We start from the raw sequence: 19,612 nt of genomic DNA, 5'->3' as shown, positions 1-19,612 counted from the left end.
ACCCTGACCAAGAGAATTGCCGATGAATGTCACTGCCCGTTTCACCCACATGAAGGACGGCACGCAGGAAGACTGGGCGATCATTGCGGCGGATTTCAGCGCCTACGCCCGTCAATTGCCGGGCCGGATCATGGCGCACCTGAAACTGCTCGAAGGTGATTTCGGCGGGTTCCCGGTGGATCGCCTGACCCACTCGCTGCAAACCGCGACCCGCGCCCATCGCGACGGGCGCGACGAGGAATATGTGGTCTGCGCCCTGCTCCACGACATTGGCGACACCCTCGGCTCCTACAATCACCCGGACATCGCCGCCGCGATTCTCAAGCCGTTTGTCAGCGCCGAGAACCTGTGGATGGTGGAAAAACACGGGATCTTCCAGGGCTATTATTTCTTCCATCACCTGGGCATGGATCGGCACCTGCGCGAGCAGTTCAGCGGTCATCCGCAGTATCAGGCGACCGCAGAGTTCTGCGCGAAATATGACGCAGCGGCATTCGACCCGGACTACGACACCCTGCCGCTGAGCTTCTTCGAACCGATGATGGAGCGGCTGTTCGCCCGGCCCAGGAACTCCATCTACAAAGCCGCGATGGAGGAACACTCCCCGGCTTGAGTTGATTTGAAAAACTCAGGCCAGCTCGGCCACCTTGGCCGCTTTCAGCTCTGCCTCCCGCGCCTGCGCATCCGCCAGGCGATACAGCTCGATCGTGCCGTCCCAGTGTTCAATCAGCGCCGTGCACGACTCAACCCAATCACCACAGTTGAGGTAATCCACCTCGCCGACCTTGCGGATCTCGGCATGGTGAATGTGCCCGCAGACCACACCGTGCAACTCGCGCTTCACGCACTCGTGGGCGATGGCTTCTTCGAAGTCGCTGATGAAGCTGACCGCAGTTTTCACCTTGTGCTTGAGATAGGCCGACAGCGACCAGTAGCCGTAACCGTATTTCGCCCGCCAGTGATTGAGCCAACGGTTGAGGGTCAGGGTGAATTCGTAGGCCGAGTCGCCGAGAAAAGCCAGCCAGCGGTGATAGCGGGTGATCACGTCGAACTGGTCACCGTGGATCACCAGCAGATGCCGGCCATCAGCAGTGACGTGCACCGCTTCGTCGACCAGCTGGATGTTGCCCAGGATCAGCTTCGAATAACGCCGCAGGAATTCGTCATGGTTGCCGGTGACGTAAATCACCTCGGTGCCGCGCTTGCTCATGGTCAGCAGTCGGCGAATGACGTTGGTATGCGCCTGGGGCCAGTACATGCCGCCGCGCAGTTTCCAGCCGTCGATGATGTCGCCGACCAGGTAGATCTTGTCGGCGTGATAGCCCTTGAGAAATTGCGACAGATGCTCGGCCTGGCAATCCCGCGTGCCCAGGTGCACGTCGGAGATCCACAAGGTGCGAACCCTTTGTTTACGGCTGGGTCTGGCGAGCTCGGCGCTGGTCATGGGCAACCCTCTGCGATGTTTTCGCCACTGTGCGCGAGCCCGGTTAATCGACCATGACAGGTGTGCGTCAGTCTTGTGACAAACGCGCCGCCCCTGCGCCGGTGTAGACTGGCGGCTCGCCCGGAGACCGCCATGCAACCGATCCTGACCCTGCGCCATTACACCCACGACCTGATCGTCCACAGTCACGACCACGCCCAACTGGTGTTCGGCCTGTCGGGTGCGCTGGATTTCGAGGTCGAAGGGCAAGGCAGTCAGGTCTTGCAGCAGAGTTTCGTGGTAATTCCTTCCGGTGCGCATCACGCCTGCGGCAGCCCCAAGGGCAGCCGTTGTCTGGTGCTGGACGTGCCGGACGAGCAATGGCTGACCCGTTCGCTGGGTGATCACGCCGAGGCCAGCCGCCGTCTGCTGGACAACGCCGCGCGTCTGTCGCTGGATGCCGGCCAGGGCCAACTGGTCAATTGGCTGGCGAACAGCCCGGTGGACGATCCGTTGATTGCGCAGCAAGGTGCGGTTCTGTTGCTGGCGAGTCTGAACCACGCCCGGCCTGCCGAAGTCTGCGCCCGTCGCCTGCCCTACGCGGCACTCGATGCGCATATCGAGCAGTACGCGGCCTACCCGCTGCAAGTGGCGGACCTGGCGCGCGTCGCCGGATTGTCCAGCGCCCGGCTGCATGCGCGATTCGTCGCCGAATGCGGGCAAACGCCCATGGACTACATCCGCAGTCGACGGCTGCACAAGGCCGTCACGCTGTTGCGGGAAACCACGCTGCCCATCGGTGAAGTGGCCAGCCGCGTCGGTTATGGATCGCAAAGTGCGTTTTCGGCTGCTGTATTGCGTGAATTCGGCACCTCTCCTACACAATTGCGACGCAAGGCTGACGACAAAAGTCGATAGTCTGCCGACAGACTTTTCGACGGGTACAGGCTTCAATGTGTGCCTGAAATGGTGTTTGGAAAAAGGACCGCAATGACTCCCCGTACCGCCCTCGGCGCCCTGCATATCGGCGCACTGATGTTCGGACTGACCGGCGTCTTCGGCAAACTCGCCGCCGCAACCCCGGCGGTCATCGTCTTTGGACGGGCCGCGTTTGCCGTTCTCGCGCTGGCGTTCTTCGCCCGCTTTGCCAGCCAGCACGGCTGGCAAAAGCTGCAAGCCGTGGACTGGCGACGCCTGGCCCTGAGCGGTGTTTTGCTAGCCGGCCACTGGGTGAGTTTCTTCATTGCGGTGAAAGTGGCCGGCGTCGCGGTGGCCACCTTGGGTTTCGCCAGTTTCCCGGCGTTCACGGTGATTCTTGAAGGGTTGATCTTCCGCGAACGCATCCGTGCCAACGAAATCATTCTGGTGGCGCTGGTCAGCGTCGGACTGGTGCTGGTGACTCCGGCGTTCGACCTGGCCAGCGGTGCGACCACCGGGTTGCTCTGGGCGATCCTTTCCGGCCTGCTGTTTTCCCTGCTGTCGCTGACCAACCGCGCCAGTTCCGGGCGCATTCCGGCGGTGCAGGCGGCGTTGTGTCAGAACGTGGTGGTGGCGTTGTGTCTGCTGCCGGTGGCCGCGCCGCAACTGAGTGAGGTGCGCGCCATCGACTGGTTGTGGATCGCCCTGCTCGGTGTGTTCTGTACCGGTGTCGCCCACAGCTTGTTCGTCGCCAGCCTTGCAGTGATCAAGGCGCGCACCGCGGCAGTGGTGTTCGCCATGGAGCCGGTGTACGGCATTACCGTCGCGTGGCTGCTGTTCGATGAAAACCCGACCCTGCGCATGCTGCTCGGTGGCGCGCTGATCATCGTCGCCATCGTGGTGTCGAGCCAAATGTCAGGCAGCACCAGCAAAAAAACGGTGGAGGCCGAGGCCGCGTCTCACTGAGTGCGGTCGTTGTGACCGAGGTCGCGGTCAGGGTCGATCCGGTCGCGTACCCGCTGCTTGAGCACCTTGGCTTCGGGGAAGCCACCGTCGGCCTTGCGCTCCCAGATCTGCACGCCGTCGCAACTGATGTGAAAGATCCCGCCGGTGCCCGGCACCAGTGACACCTTGCCAAGGTCATCGCCAAAGGTGCTGAGCAGCTCCTGCGCCAGCCATGCGGCGCGCAACAGCCACTGGCATTGCGTGCAATAGGTGATGACGATTTCCGGTTTTGTCGCGGTCATGATCGCTGAAACTCCTGAGCCAGAGGGCGCCGCTATAATAGCCGGCTTTAACGCTCGCCCCGAGACTCACAATGCGTCGTCTGCTGATCTGCCTTTTGCTTGGTTTCCTCCCGCTGCTTGTTCATGCCAGTGAAGCGCCGCGACCGAAAGTCGGCCTGGTGCTGTCCGGTGGCGCGGCCCGTGGGCTGGCGCACATCGGCGTGCTCAAGGCGCTGGAAGAGCAAGGCATCAAGATCGATGCGATTGCCGGTACCAGCATGGGCGCGGTGGTCGGTGGGCTGTATGCCTCGGGTTACAAGATCGACGAACTGGAAAAACTCGCTCTCAACATCGACTGGCAACAGGCCCTGTCCGATGCACCGCCCCGGGAAGACGTGCCGTTTCGGCGCAAACAGGATGACCGCGACTTTCTGGTGAAGCAGAAACTGAGCTTTCGCGACGATGGCAGCCTCGGTTTGCCGCTCGGAGTGATTCAAGGGCAGAACCTCGCGCTACTGCTGGAAAGCCTGCTGGCCCACACCAGCGACACCCGTGATTTCGACAAGCTGCCGATCCCGTTCCGCGCCGTGGCCACCGACATCGCCAACGGCGAAAAAGTGGTGTTTCGCAAAGGCCACCTGCCCCAGGTGATTCGCGCCAGCATGTCGATCCCGGCGGTGTTCGCCCCGGTCGAACTCGATGGCCGGCTGCTGGTGGACGGCGGCATGACCGACAACATTCCCCTCGATGTGGCCCGGGAAATGGGCGTCGATGTGGCCATCGTGGTCGACATCGGCACCCCGTTGCGCAACCGCAAGCAACTGACTACCGTGGTCGATGTACTGAACCAGTCGATCACCCTGATGACCCGGCGCAATTCCGAAGAACAACTGGCGGCGCTGCACCCGAACGACGTGCTGATCCAGCCGCCACTGGCCAGTTTCGGCGCCACCGATTTCGGTCGCGCCGAGGAAATGATCGATGCCGGCTACCGCGCCGCCAAGGCACTCGACGCCCGCCTCGCCCGATTGAAGCCCGCAGAGTCTCAGGACGCCGAGCTCAACGCTGCCCGCGCACCGGGCCAGCGCACGCCGATCATCACCGCGATCAAGGTCGAGAACGACTCGAAAGTCGGCGACGACGTGATCCGTTACTACATCCGCCAGCCCATCGGTGAGCCGCTGGACCTTGGGCGCCTGCACTCGGACATGGGCACCCTGTACGGCCTGGATTACTTCGAACAGGTGCAATACCGCGTCGTGCACAAGGGCCAGGAACACACACTGGTGATCAGCGCCCGAGGCAAGCGCAGTGGTACCGACTACTTGCGGGTCGGCTTGAACCTGTCGGACGACATGCGCGGCGACAGCGCCTTCAACCTCGGCGCCAGTTACCGAATGAACGGCATCAACCGCCTCGGCGCCGAATGGTTGACCCGGGCGCAAATCGGTGACAAACAGGAACTCTACACCGAGTTCTATCAGCCGCTGGACGTCGGCTCACGCTACTTCGTCGCGCCCTATGCAGCGTTCGAAGCGCAGAACGTCGACTCGGTGCTCGACAACGATCCGATCGCCCAGTATCGCGTCGAGCGCTACGGTTTCGGCCTCAACGTCGGTCGCCAGATCGGCAACAACGGTGAAATCCGCTTTGGCGTTGGTGAGGCCTGGGGCAAGGCTGACGTACGGATCGGCGATCAGAATCTGCCGAGCGAACACTTCAACGAAGGTTTCTATGCGCTGAAGTATTCGTTCGACTCACTGGATAACGTGTACTTCCCCCACGACGGCAAGGACGTCAGCCTGACCCTGATGCAATTCGAACCGGGCCTGGGCTCCGACACGCGCTACCGGCAGTGGGAATTCAAGCTGGACAAGGCCATGAGCAGCGGCCCGAACACGCTGATTCTGGGCGGGCGTTACGGGCGCACGCTGGACGATGCGAATGTGGTGACGTCGAGCTTCCTGCTCGGTGGCGCCCGGCAGTTGTCCGGTTTCCGCGAGGATGCCATTTCCGGGCAGAACGTCAGCCTGATGCGGGCCGTGTACTACCGCCGCCTGACGCCACGCGCCTACCTGCCGCTGGATTTCCCGCTGTATGCCGGCGGCTCGCTGGAGCGTGGCAGGGCCTGGAACAACGACAACGAGTTCGACAGCGGTTACATCAACGCGGCCAGCGTGTTCATCGGTTTTGACACACCGCTGGGGCCGCTGAATTTCAGCTATGGCCTCAACGATGCCAATGAACAGGCGGTTTATCTGAATCTGGGGCAGACCTTCTGACCCGGATCAGCGAATCCCGGCCAACAGGGTTCGGGCGGTTTGCCTGAGCGGCTCGTCGCCCTCTTTCAGCAACTCATTGAGCAAGGCGATCGCACTGTCGAGGTCGCCGTCGTCGATGCAGGTCTGGGCCTGTTCGAGCTTGCCGGCGTTGGCGGCGTCTGTCGGATCCGGCTCGGGCTCCGGCGTCTGCAGGTCCAGCGGTTCCAGGGCCAATGACTGACCGGGATCGCCAAACTCGTTGAGAAAGTCTTCGTCGATAGCCTGAACTTCCGGCTCGGCGATCCACTCCAGCTCTGTGGTTTCAACGTCATCGCTGGCGGTTTGCGGTAACTCGAAATCCTGCGGCAAGACTTGCAGGCTTGAGCCAAGTGCCGATGGCGCCGAGGACAGTGGGTCGGTTGCCGGGCGACTGTCTTCCAGATCCCAGCTGGAATCCATCGACAGTTGCTCCAGATTCAGCTCGAAATCATCTTCGGCCAGCGGTGTTGTGGGTGCGGCCTGCTCAACGGGTAACGCGGCAATGACCGGAGCCGCCGCAGCCAACGGTTCAGTCCTGGCCAGTTTCGGATATCGGGCGCGAATCTCGTGCAACCGCTGCTCCTCGACACCGAGCTGGCGCAAGTGGTTTTCCTGATCGTCATACGCCACCTGATCGCCCTGCCGCCCCAGCACCTCGAGCAACTGCACGCCAAGATCGATGCGCTCCGGTTCTTTTTGCAAGGCGTCGCGCAGCAGTCCAAGCGCTTCGCCCAGTCGTCCGTAGGCCAGATAAATGCCCACGGCTTCCAGCACATCGCCGTTTGTCTGTTCGTCTCGATGCTCGACGGCGCCATGGGCAGCATTAGGACGAACATGTTCGCTGTCATTGAGCTCTGGTTCGCTTCGCTGCGGCAGCACGCGTGCCGGCTCGTCGGGGATCACTGCCTGCTGACGTCGGCGGCGCACGATCAGCCCCGCCACCAACCCTCCCAGTAGCACCAGCAAGCCACCGAGTAATGGCCAACTGACGGAGTCGTCTTGAGCTTCCGCCGGCGCAATGACCGGCGCCGGGATCGAGGCAGGCGCCGCCGGGGTTGGGGGTGCCGGAGGTGCCTGCTGAACCTGTGCGAGATGCGCCTGCAGATCGGCCAGCTGTTTCTTGCCGTCGGCGATTTGCACGTCCTGCGCCTGAAGCTTCAGGTTCAGCTCATCGATGGTTTTCTGCAGTTGCTGGTTCAGCAGCACACTGGCCGCCAGCTGTTCCGCTTGCGCGTCGTTGGTCGCGGCCGCTTGAGGCATCGGCGCGGCCGGTGCTGCAGCAGGCTTGTTCTGGGGGGCAGCAGCAGGTGCCTCGGGCGTTGGAAACTCCGAAGACTGCGCATGGACATCAGGTTCGTCGGTGGCCGGCACGATGCCCGGCGAACCCGGCGGATCGATCAGCACCGTGTATTCGCGCAACACGTGGCCGTTGGGCTGATTGAGCTGCACCAGGAAGTTCAGAAAAGGTTCGTTGACCGGTTTGGTCGAGGTCACCCGGATCAGGTTGCGATTGCCATGCAGGATCGGGGTGAACTTGAGGTCGTTGAGGAAGAACACCCGCTCGACCCCGGCACGGCCGAATTCGTCCGCCGAGGCCAGGCTGGCCGAAAGCTCGCCGGCACTGAGCCCTGCGGCGTCCACCAGGGCGATGTCGGCCTTGAGCGGCTGATTGAGCGCTGAATGCACGGTGATATCACCGAGACCCAGCGCCAGTGATGCCGTGGACCAGGTGAGAACACCGGCCACCAGCAGCGAATTGGCGCAACGCAGTACTACGTGCCGACTGTCGAGCATGAGCATCCCTTAAATAAGCAAAACCGACTTCTATGGGTTCGCACATCCGGTACGAACACGATATTGCCCAGTAGTTCTTATAGTCTGCCCAGCGCGATCCCTCAAAAAAACGGCACGTCGTTGTGCCTCAAGATTTTTCCAGATTGGCCAGAATGTGCCCGTGAACCCGCATGCACACCTTCATGTCAGCCTCATCGATGCCCTCGAACAGCTCCTTGCGCAGTTGCGTGGCGATGGTTTCGATCTGTTCGATCAGCGGGCGGGCCGGGGCACACAGCACAATCTTCTTTGCCCGGCGGTCTTCCATCACGGACTGGCGTTGCACCAGGCCCTGGCTTTCCAGGCTGTCGAGCAAACGTGCGAGGGTCGGCCCTTCGACGCCGACGCTTTGCGCCAGCTCCCGTTGGGTCGGCGCCTCTTCGAAGCGCGCCAGATGCAGCAGCACCAGCCAGCGCGCCTGGGACAGACCCAGACCGGCCAGCCGGCGATCCAGTTCGGCACGCCAGCCACGGGACATCTGGGCCAGTTGCATGCCAAAGCGGTGTTGATCGGTTAACGGCATAAAACACTCATGGTTAGACTGAAGAAATAGAGAAAAACTAATTATTAGTCAGCTAAGCATGACATTTGGCTATAGGCAAGGGGGGACTTGTACTGAATCGTTACATCCAAAAAGCCCCTCACCCTAACCCTCTCCCGGAGGGAGAGGGAACCGATTGGGGAATATTCAGGAAATACGCCGACCTGAATGCTCTGAGCTGAATCCACAATCGACCCGATATTTCAGGTCGATGCATGACTCAAGACAACTCGGTCGGCCCCCTCTCCTGGGGGGAGAGGGCTGGGGTGAGGGGAAGGCCGAATTACATCTCGAATTCAGATTGCAGCGCAGCCCTTACGCAATACAGCACACCCTCCGGTACGCGACCGGCAAACAGCTCCGCCACTTCAGCGACCGACGGCAACTCGCCCTCGCCGTCGAGGAACGCATCCTGAACTTCGCCCATCAGGTCTTCCGGCAAATCCAGCGCCTGTTCCAGCGACAACTGCTGCTTGCCGATGGCTTCGGCGAGCATGGTGTAGACGTTCTTTTCCGAGCACTGCAACTGGCCGGAGATCTGCAACGGCGTCATGCCGGCGCGGGCCAGGGTGATCAGTTCGTGGCGCACGTCCGCCACCACTTTCGGCGCCTCGGCCTCGCCGCCCAGCACTTCGAGGAAGGCCTCGCCATAGCGCTCCAGCTTGCGCGCGCCGACGCCGCTGACCCGGGCCATGTCCGCCAGCGAAGTCGGCTGGCTACGGAGCATTTCCAGCAGGGTCGAGTCGGGGAAGATGACGTACGGCGGCACGCCGTGTTCTTCCGCCAGTTTGCGGCGCAGGGCACGCAGCGCTTCCCACTGTTCGCGTTCTTCGCCACGCACCAGTTGGCTGGCCTGACTCTTGCTGCCGCTCTTGGCGGTGATTTGTGGCTTGAGGTCGCGGCGCAGTTCCAGGCTCACCTCGCCCTTGAGCAGCGGCCGACAGGTGTCACTCAGACGCAGCCCGCCGTAGCCCTCATGATCGACGTCCGCCAGACCACGGGCCACCAACTGGCGAAACAGCGAACGCCATTCGCTCTCCCCCAGCGCCTTGCCCACGCCGAACACCGACAGATGCTGATGGCCGAAGCTGCGGACTTTTTCGTTGTCCTTACCCAGCAGCACGTCCACCAGATGGCCGACGCCGTAGCGCTGGCCGGTGCGATAGATCGCCGACAGCGCCTGGCGCGCAGGCTCGGTGGCGTCCCAGGTCTGAACGCCGTCGATGCAGTTGTCGCAATGGCCGCAAGGCTCCGGCATGTCTTCGTCGAAGTACGCCAGCAGTGCCTGACGGCGGCAACGGGTTTCTTCGCAAAGCGAGAGCATGGCGTCGAGCTTGTGCTGCTCCAGACGCTTGTGGCGCTCGTCGCCCTCGGAGTTCTGCAGCATCTGCTTGAGCATCACCACGTCCTGCAGACCGTAGGCCATCCACGCGTCCGCCGGCAGCCCGTCACGACCACCGCGTCCAGTTTCCTGGTAATACGCTTCTAGGGATTTCGGCAGGTCGAGGTGAGCAACAAAGCGCACGTTGGGTTTGTCGATACCCATGCCGAACGCCACGGTGGCGACCATGATCAGGCCTTCCTCGTTGAGGAAGCGCTTCTGGTGATAGGCGCGCAGATCGTTGGGCAGACCGGCGTGATACGGCAACGCCGGGAAGCCCTGCTCGGTGAGAAACGCGGCCACTTCCTCCACTTTCTTGCGCGACAGGCAGTAGACAATGCCGGCGTCGCTGCGCCGCTCGGCAAGGAACGCCAGCAACTGCTTGCGCGGCTGCTCCTTGGGCACGATGCGGTAGAAGATGTTCGGTCGGTCGAAGCTCGACAGGAAGCGTTCGGCGTTCTGCAGATGCAAACGGGTGACGATTTCTTCGCGGGTACGCTTGTCGGCGGTGGCGGTCAGGGCGATGCGCGGCACGTCGGGGAACATTTCCGCCAACTGCCCCAGTTGCAGGTATTCCGGGCGGAAGTCGTGGCCCCATTGCGATACGCAGTGCGCTTCGTCAATGGCGAACAGCGCGATGTTCAAGCCCTGCAGGAATGACAGCATGCGCGGCTGCACCAGACGCTCCGGCGCCAGATAAAGCATCTTCACTTCGCCGCGCCTGATCCGGTTGGCGAGGTCGCGCTGTTGCTCGGCGCTCAGGGTGGAGTTCAACGCGGCGGCGGCCACGCCCAGCTCTTCAAGGGTGGCGACCTGGTCGTCCATCAGCGCGATCAGCGGCGACACCACCACCGCCAGGCCATCGCGCAGCAGCGCCGGCACCTGGAAGCACAGGGACTTGCCGCCGCCGGTCGGCATCAGGACAAGGGCATCACCACCACTGGCCACGCGCTCAATGATTGCACCCTGGCGGCCACGGAAACTGTCGTAGCCGAAGATGTCCTTGAGGACGCGTTGAGCCTGTTCGAGCATAAAAACTCCAAAAATCCACCGAAACATCCCTGCACAGGCTGGTTCAAGACAGCCGAGGCTGCTTTAAACAAAACGTAAGGGCGCATTGCATGACGCCGTACAGATTCAGCCGCGACGCCGGCAGGGATCGCAAAGCGCGGCAGTATACCCGAGCCCTCCCCGGCAAAGGGCACCGCCGATAAGAAGCTTGTGCGGGCAAATCTGCCGCGCGGCTGGCTTGAGGGCTCAAGAAGGCCTAGAATTCCCGCATTGTTTATTCCCCCAAGGTAGCCCTTTAATGTCCTTCGCCGAGCAACTAACCCGCCTGCAAGTCTTCCTCGACGCCGACGAGCTGCATGAAGAGGCGCTGGACTACGTGGCCGCTCACGGTTACCTGACCGCGCTGTCGATCTGCTCCGACGTGGTGCCGGATCGTGAGTGGATCGACGCCCTGTTCGCCGAAGAGCCGCATTACAGCAGCGAAGCCCAGCGCGAAGAGATCGAAGCCACGCTGATCGGCCTCAAGGCCCACATCGCCCGCCAACTGGCCTCCGATGAGGAATTCGAGCTGCCATGCGAGCTGGACCTGGGCGACGAGCCGGACGATTCCGAGCTGCGCGGCTGGTGCATCGGTTTCATGGAAGGCGTGTTCCTGCGCGAAGCGGCCTGGTTCGAAACCGCCGAGGAAGAAGTCAGCGAAATGCTCCTGCCGATCATGGTCGGTTCGGGCCTGTTCGACGAACAGCCTGAATTCGAAGACATCGCCAAAGACGCCAACCTGATGGACGACATGATCGTCCAGATCCCGGAAGCCCTGACCGCGCTGTACCTGCTGTGCCAGGCACCCGACGAAAAACCGGCGATCCTCAAGCCACGTCACCACTAAGATCCGGCCTATGGACAACCCCATAGGCAACCGCCCCCTGATGTTGCGCTACATCCTGCTGGCCATCGGCTGGCTCAGCGTGGCATTGGGGGTGATCGGGATATTCCTGCCTGTTCTCCCCACTACTCCTTTCCTCCTGCTGGCGGCCGCCTGCTTCGCCCGCAGCTCCCCGCGTTTCTATCAATGGCTGGTCGAGCATCCCCGGCTCGGGCCATGGATCCGCGATTACCTCGACGGCAACGGCATACCGCTCAAGGGCAAGGTCTACGCGATCGGGCTGATGTGGGCGAGCATTCTGTTCTCGTGTTATCTGGTGCCGCTGCCGTGGGCCCGGGGGTTCATGTTGACCAGTGCGGTGCTGGTGACGGTTTATATCTTGCGGCAGAAGACGTTGCGTAAATCCTGATCCACCCTGCCCTACAACCGCTCGTCGAAAACCCTCGTTCCCCTGTCAGATCTGACAGTAGGCAGCTAAACGCGTCAGCGCTCTAATCCTTCGTCAACGGTGCCGGCATCCAGACGTTCGGGGCACCCCTTGCGAAGGTGCGCACTCATGAACAGCCCAGTCTCGCCCTCAGACTCTGCGTCGAATCAACAAGTCCAGATATTTCCCCCACCCTCCGGCGGTATCGGGGTTCTGGCTCTTTCACCGTTCTACATCACAAACCATAAACCACAGCCTAACGGCGCCATGGGCGTCAACGTCGCCATGGCAAACAGTGACCTCAGCGGACTACTGGCCTGGATTCTTCCATACGTGAAGATGAGCATCGGCGACGTCGTCCACATCTTCCTTGAGCCTCATCCACTTCCAGTCGCTGAAATCACGGTACGCGCCGAGCACTTCAATGATCAGGGAGAGGCGCAGCCGATTTCCTTCTACATTTCTCTAGATGATCTGGAGTTCAGCTTTGCGCCAAACTCCTTGACCAGTCTGGAGGGGAAGATTGTTGTTGAACGTATTAGTGGCAACTCGGAAGAATCACCACCTGTTGGAGTGCTGTATAAATATCCGCCACCCGGCCCACAGGATCCTGACGCCAGTACCGCAAAAAACGAGGCGATGACTAAACCGATCGTCGCGGATCTGGTGCTCGACCAGACGGTTATCGACAACGGCACGTGGGTGAGGATCCTGCAGTATCCCAATCAATGCATTGGCGACATGGTTACAACGGCCTTTGGACCTTTACTCGCCAGCGCTGAAGTCACCGTAATCGGGGACGTCTCGATTGAAATCACGGCCGCAATGCTGGCCACCCTCAAACCGACTGACAATCTGCCGGTAAGCTGGTCGGTACACGACATAGTAGAAAACTTCAGCAAATGGTCGCTTTCGATCCCCCTCAAGGTGATACCTGGCATTTCCTTGCTTGCGGCTCCGTTCTGGGATGAAGCCGATACTGAAAACGTTCTGAGTCACGACTTGTTGCAGGACTCGGATACAACGGTGACGGCCACCGCAATATTTGCTGCTCAAGACAGGATCGACCTGAGCGTGGAAGGCCATACAAAAACCGGTGAAGCTATTATCTACACCGACAGCCGGACGCGGACGACCGCTGGCAGGACACAGATCTTCGACATTCCGAATGAACTCATACGAAACGCAATCGGAGGAGAATTGCGGGCATCCTTTACCGTCACCAAAGGCAATGCCACCCAGCAATCAAAACCCGCCGACGCCATCATCACTGGCAGATCCCAGCCTTTGGGACTGCCTACTGTCACGCCTCTGACCGCCGCTGGTGAAGTACCGGAAGATGCACCCACAGTGACAGTAGAGTTTGCCAAGTACTGGCCTTTGAAACCGGGTGCAGCAGCACTATGTTACTGGCAGGCCCTCAGTGAGGCAGGTACGGCTGTTCTCTATATTTTTCAACAGCTCATCACTGATGAAAAACTGCCGATTATTTTCCAGATTGAGAATAAATTCGTCGCACCCTACGCTGGCGGCCCTTTGTCGGTGAAGTGCGAAATCAAAAATCCCGGGGAAGCCGCGGTGTCTTCCGATCTGCTGCAATTGCAGATCAGTGCGAAAAAAGTCATCACGATCAATCCACCGACACAAGTGCCTAAAGGAACGATTGATCCGTTGGACGGCGAGTGGCTTATGCGGGCCGAATACCTCGAAGCTCAGGAAGGCCAAATGGGCCGACTGAGGCAGGAGAACGCTCCAGCTGGAGCCTCTCCCTTCCCCCGACTGCCATTCAACAAAAACAAACGTATCAATTGGCCGCTTGAACGCGATTTTCTCATTCGCCATCAAGGAGAGGAAATCAAACTGCTCTGGAACTTATGGAGCAACGGAGAAAGAATCGCGTCCTCGCCAACGACGAAGGTAGTGATTGCTGCTGTGCAATCAGAAGATCCTCGCTTTCCGACAATAACAGTGGCAGGTGTCACAACGTCCGAACTGGATGTGAAAAGCCTTAAACCCACCGATATGCTTAAAGTGCCGGCATGGTTCCTTCAGGCCCTAGGACAACTGGTCTGGCTTACGCTGGAAGGTATTGATGCCTCGGGAAACAAAGTCGTACTGGAATTCGTTGTCAGCGAGCGCGTCACTTCCGTTGACGGCTATGAAAAGTTGATCCCGCTTGAATGGTTTCAAGCGCTCAAACACCTGTCCGAGGCAACTGTCTCGTTCTCGGTAAGCTTTTCAGGCCTGCCCGATGAGAAATCTAAAGTTAAGTTCCCCACTCGAAAATACCTCATAAAATCGACACTTCCGCTGTCGATGAATACCACGCCGATGACGCTGTCGGGGCTATCCGTCAAATACCCCTGGCCCGTGACTGGAAATGCCTCTATCGGAAATACCGACACAAGGTATCCAGTGGGCGGAACCGGCCCCTATATTTTTATCTCCGACAGGCCCGGGATCGCCTCTGTAACTTCAGCTGGGATCGTCACGGGGAATGCCAATGGCACTGCCACCATCACCGTCACGGATCAAGACGGAAACTCACTGTCTTTCACTGTTTACGTCAGCAATGTGTATCGCCTGGCAATCAATGAAAACAGCATGAATTACCAGCAAGCTGTCAACTGGATGTATTCGCTGGGCGGTTCCCCTGTCCCGTATACCGCGATTAATGACTTGCTCAGGGTTTATGGGCGTATGCCGATTTATAAACATTACTGGTTATGTGAGAAGGGGGGATGTCAGAACATATCGGTGGGCTTCGCATTCTTTCACCATGAGTATCGCGCCATTTACTGCGCGGATGCGGCTGCGGCGTATTCTGGAGCCTGGTGTCTGCTGCGGACATGAAATACATCTTGGCGAGCTGATGGAGATTCAACGCCAGCTATCTGGTATCCACTCTCTGAAACAAGAAACAGTCAGCCCGCGCTCCCCTTTACCGGAAGCGGGGGTTTTGTCGCTTCAGCACCTTCGAAAACCGCTGTTGAAGAGTGTTGAAGCTTATGTCCGCAAAGCCACACCACCTTGCGCCTTTGCCTACGCATCCGCCAGAATCCGCCGGCTTGTGCGCCTTGGGGGCGGGTTCTATTGTTTGGCGGTCGCTGAAAAGCAGCGATCGGGTTTAGCGATCCGGTTCCCTACAGACGCAACAATGCCCCATCTCAAATGCAGTCTCTTCTCTGCACTTGGCGTAATGGTGGCTGTGCGTGGGAGACCTTCGGGTCTACCCGGGGTTTCTGTGACCCGGATCGCTAACCTGCGTACAGCCGCCACCTTTACTTGTTTAGCGATGAGTCGTGGCGGCTCAGTCCAATCACAGAGATTCGCCATGGTCAAACCAACACCAAACCCGCCGGAAGTCGATTCGACTTCCCCCTACGAAACCCTCGATTCCAAGAAATTCCACGAAGCCGCCGAACGCGCCCTCGATCACTACCTCAACCCCTTCCACCCCAGAAAGCCGCTGCTCAAACCCGACACCCGCTACCTCATCGCCCCCGGCATCCCGAACGAAGAACTGCTGGCCGACGCCTGCGAAACCCTGACCTCGGCCAAAACCATGGCCAGCGATTTCGCCGGGATGATCGATACGCCGCAGCGGCATGTGCTGCTGGGTATCGGGCAACTGATCATGCTGGCGGAACTGGCGGTGAATCGGGTGCTGGATGATCTGGAACTGAAGACTGAGGCGCCGCTGTAGCCTTAGCAAAGAAAAAACCCGCCGCTCCGTTTGATCGGGACGGCGGGTTTTGTCGTTTCAGCCCCGGTTCACACCGTATCCACCTTCAACGAATGATCATTCAGCATCCCGTTGATGATGGTCGCCGTGTCATGTCCGCCTGCAATCACTCCGCCCGCCCCCGGTGTCACGCCGTAGTGGCTGGCGAGGTTGACGCCTGCCAGGTCGATGGTCTGGTTCGGCGTTGCACCGGCCATGGCGCTGACATCGATGGTGGTGACCACCGAAGCACCGCTGCCGGTGACGGTGAAGTGCAGGTAGTCATCCAGTGACGCCGCCGTGCCGTTTTCACCTTGCAGCAGTTGCGACAGGTCAAGCTTGTCGGTGCCCGGAGTGAAGTCGGTGACGGTGTCGTGGCCGCTGTTGCCCTTGAGCCACTGGAAGGTATCGGCGCCCGGCCCGCCGGTCAGGGTGTTGTTGCCCATGCCGCCGATCAGCAGGTCATCGCCCCCGCCGCCGTTGAGGATGTCGTTGCCCAGGCCGCCGTTGATGACGTTGTTATTGTTGTCGCCGGTCAGAGTGTCGTTGAAGTTCGAGCCGACGAGGTTTTCGACGTTGCTGAGGGTGTCGATGCCGGCGCCAATAGTGTTCTGCGCACCGAGCAGGCTCAGGTTGACCGTGACCCCGGCGGTGGCATGGGCGTAGCTCACGGTATCGATACCGGTGCCGCCATCGAGGATGTCGTTGCCCGGGCCGCTGTAGAGCAAGTCATTGCAGGCGCCGCCGTGCAGTTCGTTGTTGCCGGAGCCGGCGGTGAGCACATCGTTGCCGTCGCCACCGTTGAGGATGTTGTCGCCACTGCCCGCCACCAGCACGTCATCGCCGGACGTACCGGTGAGAGTGTGGCCGTCCTGATAAGTGATGGTCACGTTGGCGGAGTCGCTGCCGCCGTGGTTGTCGTTGGCGGTGTAGGTGCCGTGGAAATCCGGGGTGACATCGTGGGCCCCGGCGTAGTTGACCGTCATGGTCAGTTGATAGTTTTCCGCAGCGTTGGTGTTGCTGCCACTGGTGTTGGTGATGTTGGTTATGTGGATCTGATACGTGCCATCGGCGCTGGCGGTGATAGTGCCGCCGTCGGCGATGCTGACGAACGCCCCGCCGTTCACCGAATACTCCATGGTGATGTGGCCGGCCGCCAGGTTGTGGTCGAGGTTGAGGGTCTCGCCCTGTTTCAGTTTGACGGTGATCAGGTCTTCGTCGTTGGCATTGGCGTTGGTCACCGCGCCGAGGTAACCGCTGACCACCAGCACCGCCGTCATGGCCGCAGTGTTGGCTGCGAAGGAATTGCGTACATCCGCCAGGTTCTGGTTGGCGCTGGTGTTGGTGGTGCCGGTGAAGCTGATCGCGCCGCTGCCGGTGAAGTCCGCGCCCCTGGCGGCCCAACCAGTGTTGAAGGTGGTTGGCGAAGCACTGAGGGTATCGCCGTCCGGATCGCTGTCGTTGGCCAGCAGCAACTCGCCCGGCACCACAACGTTGCTCGACAGCACGTTGGTGATGATGTGGTCATCCACTGCCACCGGTGGCGAGTTCGGAATCACTTTCACCGTCAGCGTGGAGCTGGCGAGGTCGCCGTCATTGTCGCTGAGGGTGAAGCCGATGTTCTCGGTGATCACCGTCGTGGTGGTTTTCTGCGAGGTGTAGCTGTAGTCGCCGGTATCGAGGTTGACCACCAGCGTGCCGCTGTTGTTGGTGGCGATGCTCAGGGTGTTGTTCACCGTGTTGAAGGTGCCGTGGTTGGTGCCGCCGCTGGCGGTCAGCGAACCCTGACCGCTGTTGGCTTTCGGGTCGTAGGTGTAGGTGGTGCCGTCGACCACGATGGACTTGATGAAACCGCCATCGGCGCCGAAGGAACCACTGTCCCCCAGCAGCGAACCCGTGACCGGTGCGCCTTCCACGGTGCCGGACAGCACCGAGTTCAGTTGGTTGAGGTCGGTGACCACCACGGCATTGGTGTTGGTGTGGCTGATGCCGTCGTAGGCCAGTGGATCGAGGTTGGCGTTGCTGACACCGTTGCCGAGGCCGATCGCATAGTTCTTGATGTTGTTGGCATCAAGGAAGTTTTTCAGCGCGGCTTCGTCAGCGGTACCGATTTCCTGACCGGTGGTGGGTTTGCCGTCGGAGAAGAAGTAGCCGACGTTCTGCGCCCCGGTCAGCTTGCCCGAGGTATTGAACGCAGTCTGCATGGTCGCCACGGCCGCATCGTAGTTGGTGCCGCCACCGGCGCTGAGGCCGGCGAGCAGGGTCTTGGCGGTCGCCACATCGACCCACACCGACGTGCGGTCGGTGGCGTTGCTGCTGAAGGTAACGAGCTGCACTTTCACATCGCCCAGATCGTCGTACTTGTCGAGCAAGGCGCTGATCGCCTGCTTGGCCAGGTCCAGCCGCGACAGGCCTGGCACGCCGGAGGCGTCGGCCATGCTGCCGGAGATGTCGAGGACGATCAGGATGTTGGAATCGATCTCCACCGCCGCCACCGACCGGTCCGACGCCACAGCCTTGGGTACGTCGTCGACGATGTTGACCACGATGGTGCTGGTGGTGCTGTTGCCCAGCGCATCGGTGGCCTTGTAGGTGAAACTTTCGCTCAGGGTGTTTGCACCGTCATTGGCGTTCGGCGTGGTTTTCGGCGCCGAGGTCAGCGTGTAGGTGTACGTGCCGTCGGGGTTGAGCAGGATCTGTCCGTAGGTGCCGGTGGCGCTGCCGACCAAGGTGTAGGTGATCGCGCCGCTGCCGCCGGTGACCGCGCCGACCAGCGTGCCGGTGGCGGTTTCGCCGGTGTTGGTCGGGTCGCTGCCGATGACCGTGCCGGGGGCCAGGTCTTGCCCGTCCTTGGTCAGGTCGAGGGCTTTTTCGTAGACGGTCACGTCCTGATCCACCGAGGCCACGAGTTTGCTGTCGGCGACGTTGACGGTGATGGTGGTGGTGCTTTCGTCGCCGTCACTGTCGCGGATGGTGTAGGTGAACGTGTCGGTGGCGCCCGGCGGGCTCACCGAGTTCGGATTGCTGTGGTAGACCGCGTTGCCCGCCGCATCCAGGGTCAGGTAACCGTAGGTGCCGTTGATGTTGCTGTTGAGGCCGCCGATGGCCGAAGTCGAGGTGTCGCCGCCGGCCCTTACACCCACCACCGCACCGCCCGCTGCCGGGCCGTCGGCACCGGTGACGTCGTTGCCCAGCACGCTGATGTTGACGGTGCCGCCCTCCACCACCGAGCCGGTGTCGGCCTTGGCGGTCGGCAGGTCATCGACGATGTTGACGTTGATCTGCCCGGACGCGGTGCTGCCATCGCCATCGGTGGCCACCACGTTGAAGTTCTCGGTGATGCTGTTGGCGCCGTTGCCGGTCGGGTGCGCGTCGTTGTGCACCAGGGTGTAGCTGTAGCTCACGACGCCGGTCGCGGCGTTGAAGCCGGTGACCGTCAGCGTGCTGCCCAGCGGCGTGGTGACCGATTGCGGAAAGCCTGCGGCGACGCCGTTGGTAACCACCGCGATGCCGCCGACGGTGAGGGTTTGCAGACCGTCGAGTGCGGTGACGGTGAAGGTGCCGCTCTGGGTCAGGGCGGTGGCATCCGGTGCAGTGCCGTTGCCGAGGTTTTTCTCGTAGACAGTGAGCTCGCCGCCGTTGACGTCGAGGCCGTTGAGAATCACCGGATCATCGTTGTTGTGGATCTGCAGCACGAGGTTCGCGGTGCTGGTGTCGCCGTCCGAGTCGGTGATGGTGTAGGTGAAGGTCTCGGTGCCGTTGCCACCGCCATGCAGGTTTTTGAAGTCGGCGTCATTGGTGTTGAGGGTGTAGGTGTAAGTGCCGTTGGCGTTGAGCACCAGCGTGCCGTAAGTCCCGGTGAAGGTTCCGGCGGTGATCGGGCCAGCGTTGGGGCCGGTCGGGACGCGGTCGGCGCCTTGCACGTCGTTGGTCAGGACGTTGCCA

The 19,612-nt window shown here is 60.9% G+C and carries 14 protein-coding genes; 8 read left to right on the top strand and 6 right to left on the bottom strand.

Annotation, left to right across the window (positions count from 1 at the left end; all coding sequences use genetic code 11):
- The first annotated feature begins 22 nt into the window (after window positions 1–22).
- Window positions 23–613: an HD domain-containing protein gene (locus ACKLNA_RS28485; RefSeq protein ID WP_408987799.1), complete on the top strand. Its 591-nt coding sequence runs from the start codon at window positions 23–25 to the stop codon at window positions 611–613.
- Between the two features lie 15 nt (window positions 614–628).
- Here the strand turns inward: ACKLNA_RS28485 and ACKLNA_RS28480 are convergent, their stop codons facing one another.
- Window positions 629–1,444: a UDP-2,3-diacylglucosamine diphosphatase gene (locus tag ACKLNA_RS28480; RefSeq protein ID WP_007958385.1), complete on the bottom strand. Its 816-nt coding sequence runs from the start codon at window positions 1,442–1,444 to the stop codon at window positions 629–631.
- Between the two features lie 132 nt (window positions 1,445–1,576).
- On the opposite strand from ACKLNA_RS28480, the gene ACKLNA_RS28475 reads away from it, so the two are divergent.
- Together ACKLNA_RS28475 and ACKLNA_RS28470 are read left to right on the top strand one after the other, a co-directional pair.
- Complete coding sequence (locus tag ACKLNA_RS28475) at window positions 1,577–2,341, top strand: AraC family transcriptional regulator (RefSeq protein WP_408987798.1); 765 nt, start codon at window positions 1,577–1,579, stop codon at window positions 2,339–2,341.
- 72 nt (window positions 2,342–2,413) lie between these two features.
- Window positions 2,414–3,307 (top strand): DMT family transporter, encoded by an 894-nt coding sequence (locus tag ACKLNA_RS28470; protein ID WP_408987797.1) that lies wholly within the window; start codon window positions 2,414–2,416, stop codon window positions 3,305–3,307.
- Here ACKLNA_RS28470 and ACKLNA_RS28465 read toward each other — a convergent pair.
- Window positions 3,301–3,588: a SelT/SelW/SelH family protein gene (locus ACKLNA_RS28465; protein ID WP_408987796.1), complete on the bottom strand. Its 288-nt coding sequence runs from the start codon at window positions 3,586–3,588 to the stop codon at window positions 3,301–3,303. The two genes, ACKLNA_RS28470 and ACKLNA_RS28465, sit on opposite strands and share 7 nt — an antisense overlap.
- A 71-nt stretch (window positions 3,589–3,659) precedes the next feature.
- Here ACKLNA_RS28465 and ACKLNA_RS28460 point away from each other — a divergent pair, with 71 nt between their 5' ends.
- A complete protein-coding gene (locus ACKLNA_RS28460) occupies window positions 3,660–5,849 on the top strand; it encodes a patatin-like phospholipase family protein (RefSeq protein ID WP_408987795.1) in 2,190 nt (729 codons plus the stop codon).
- Window positions 5,850–5,855: 6 nt separating this feature from the next.
- Here the strand turns inward: ACKLNA_RS28460 and ACKLNA_RS28455 are convergent, their stop codons facing one another.
- The 3 genes from ACKLNA_RS28455 to recQ all read right to left on the bottom strand — a co-directional run bounded on the left by ACKLNA_RS28455 (window position 5,856) and on the right by recQ (window position 10,654).
- Window positions 5,856–7,661: a FimV/HubP family polar landmark protein gene (locus ACKLNA_RS28455; RefSeq protein ID WP_408987794.1), complete on the bottom strand. Its 1,806-nt coding sequence runs from the start codon at window positions 7,659–7,661 to the stop codon at window positions 5,856–5,858.
- Window positions 7,662–7,788: 127 nt separating this feature from the next.
- Window positions 7,789–8,223: a MarR family transcriptional regulator gene (locus tag ACKLNA_RS28450; RefSeq protein ID WP_065260957.1), complete on the bottom strand. Its 435-nt coding sequence runs from the start codon at window positions 8,221–8,223 to the stop codon at window positions 7,789–7,791.
- A 301-nt stretch (window positions 8,224–8,524) separates the two neighbouring features.
- Window positions 8,525–10,654 (bottom strand): DNA helicase RecQ, encoded by a 2,130-nt coding sequence (gene recQ, locus ACKLNA_RS28445; RefSeq protein WP_408987793.1) that lies wholly within the window; start codon window positions 10,652–10,654, stop codon window positions 8,525–8,527.
- 277 nt (window positions 10,655–10,931) lie between these two features.
- Between recQ and ACKLNA_RS28440 the strand changes: the two genes are divergently transcribed.
- From ACKLNA_RS28440 to ACKLNA_RS28425, 4 genes are all read left to right on the top strand, one after another.
- Window positions 10,932–11,519: a UPF0149 family protein gene (locus ACKLNA_RS28440; protein WP_408987792.1), complete on the top strand. Its 588-nt coding sequence runs from the start codon at window positions 10,932–10,934 to the stop codon at window positions 11,517–11,519.
- A gap of 10 nt (window positions 11,520–11,529) precedes the next feature.
- Complete coding sequence (locus ACKLNA_RS28435; protein ID WP_065260960.1) at window positions 11,530–11,925, top strand: YbaN family protein; 396 nt, start codon at window positions 11,530–11,532, stop codon at window positions 11,923–11,925.
- A gap of 147 nt (window positions 11,926–12,072) precedes the next feature.
- The gene (locus tag ACKLNA_RS28430; RefSeq protein WP_408987791.1) at window positions 12,073–14,796 is read left to right on the top strand and encodes an Ig-like domain-containing protein; all 2,724 of its coding nucleotides are present in this window, start codon (window positions 12,073–12,075) and stop codon (window positions 14,794–14,796) included.
- 481 nt (window positions 14,797–15,277) lie between these two features.
- Window positions 15,278–15,649, top strand: coding sequence for a DUF6124 family protein (locus ACKLNA_RS28425; RefSeq protein WP_408987790.1), 372 nt, complete (start codon window positions 15,278–15,280; stop codon window positions 15,647–15,649).
- A 68-nt stretch (window positions 15,650–15,717) separates the two neighbouring features.
- Here ACKLNA_RS28425 and ACKLNA_RS28420 read toward each other — a convergent pair.
- On the bottom strand, window positions 15,718–19,612 hold a 3,895-nt coding region (locus ACKLNA_RS28420; protein WP_408987789.1), incomplete at its 5' end, for a beta strand repeat-containing protein.

This window comes from Pseudomonas sp. UV AK001, from assembly GCF_046097675.1.
GTDB classification, from domain to species: Bacteria; Pseudomonadota; Gammaproteobacteria; order Pseudomonadales; family Pseudomonadaceae; genus Aquipseudomonas; species Aquipseudomonas kribbensis.
The sequence above is the reverse complement of the archived record's forward strand: the minus strand, read 5'-3'. Positions and strand labels throughout refer to the sequence as shown.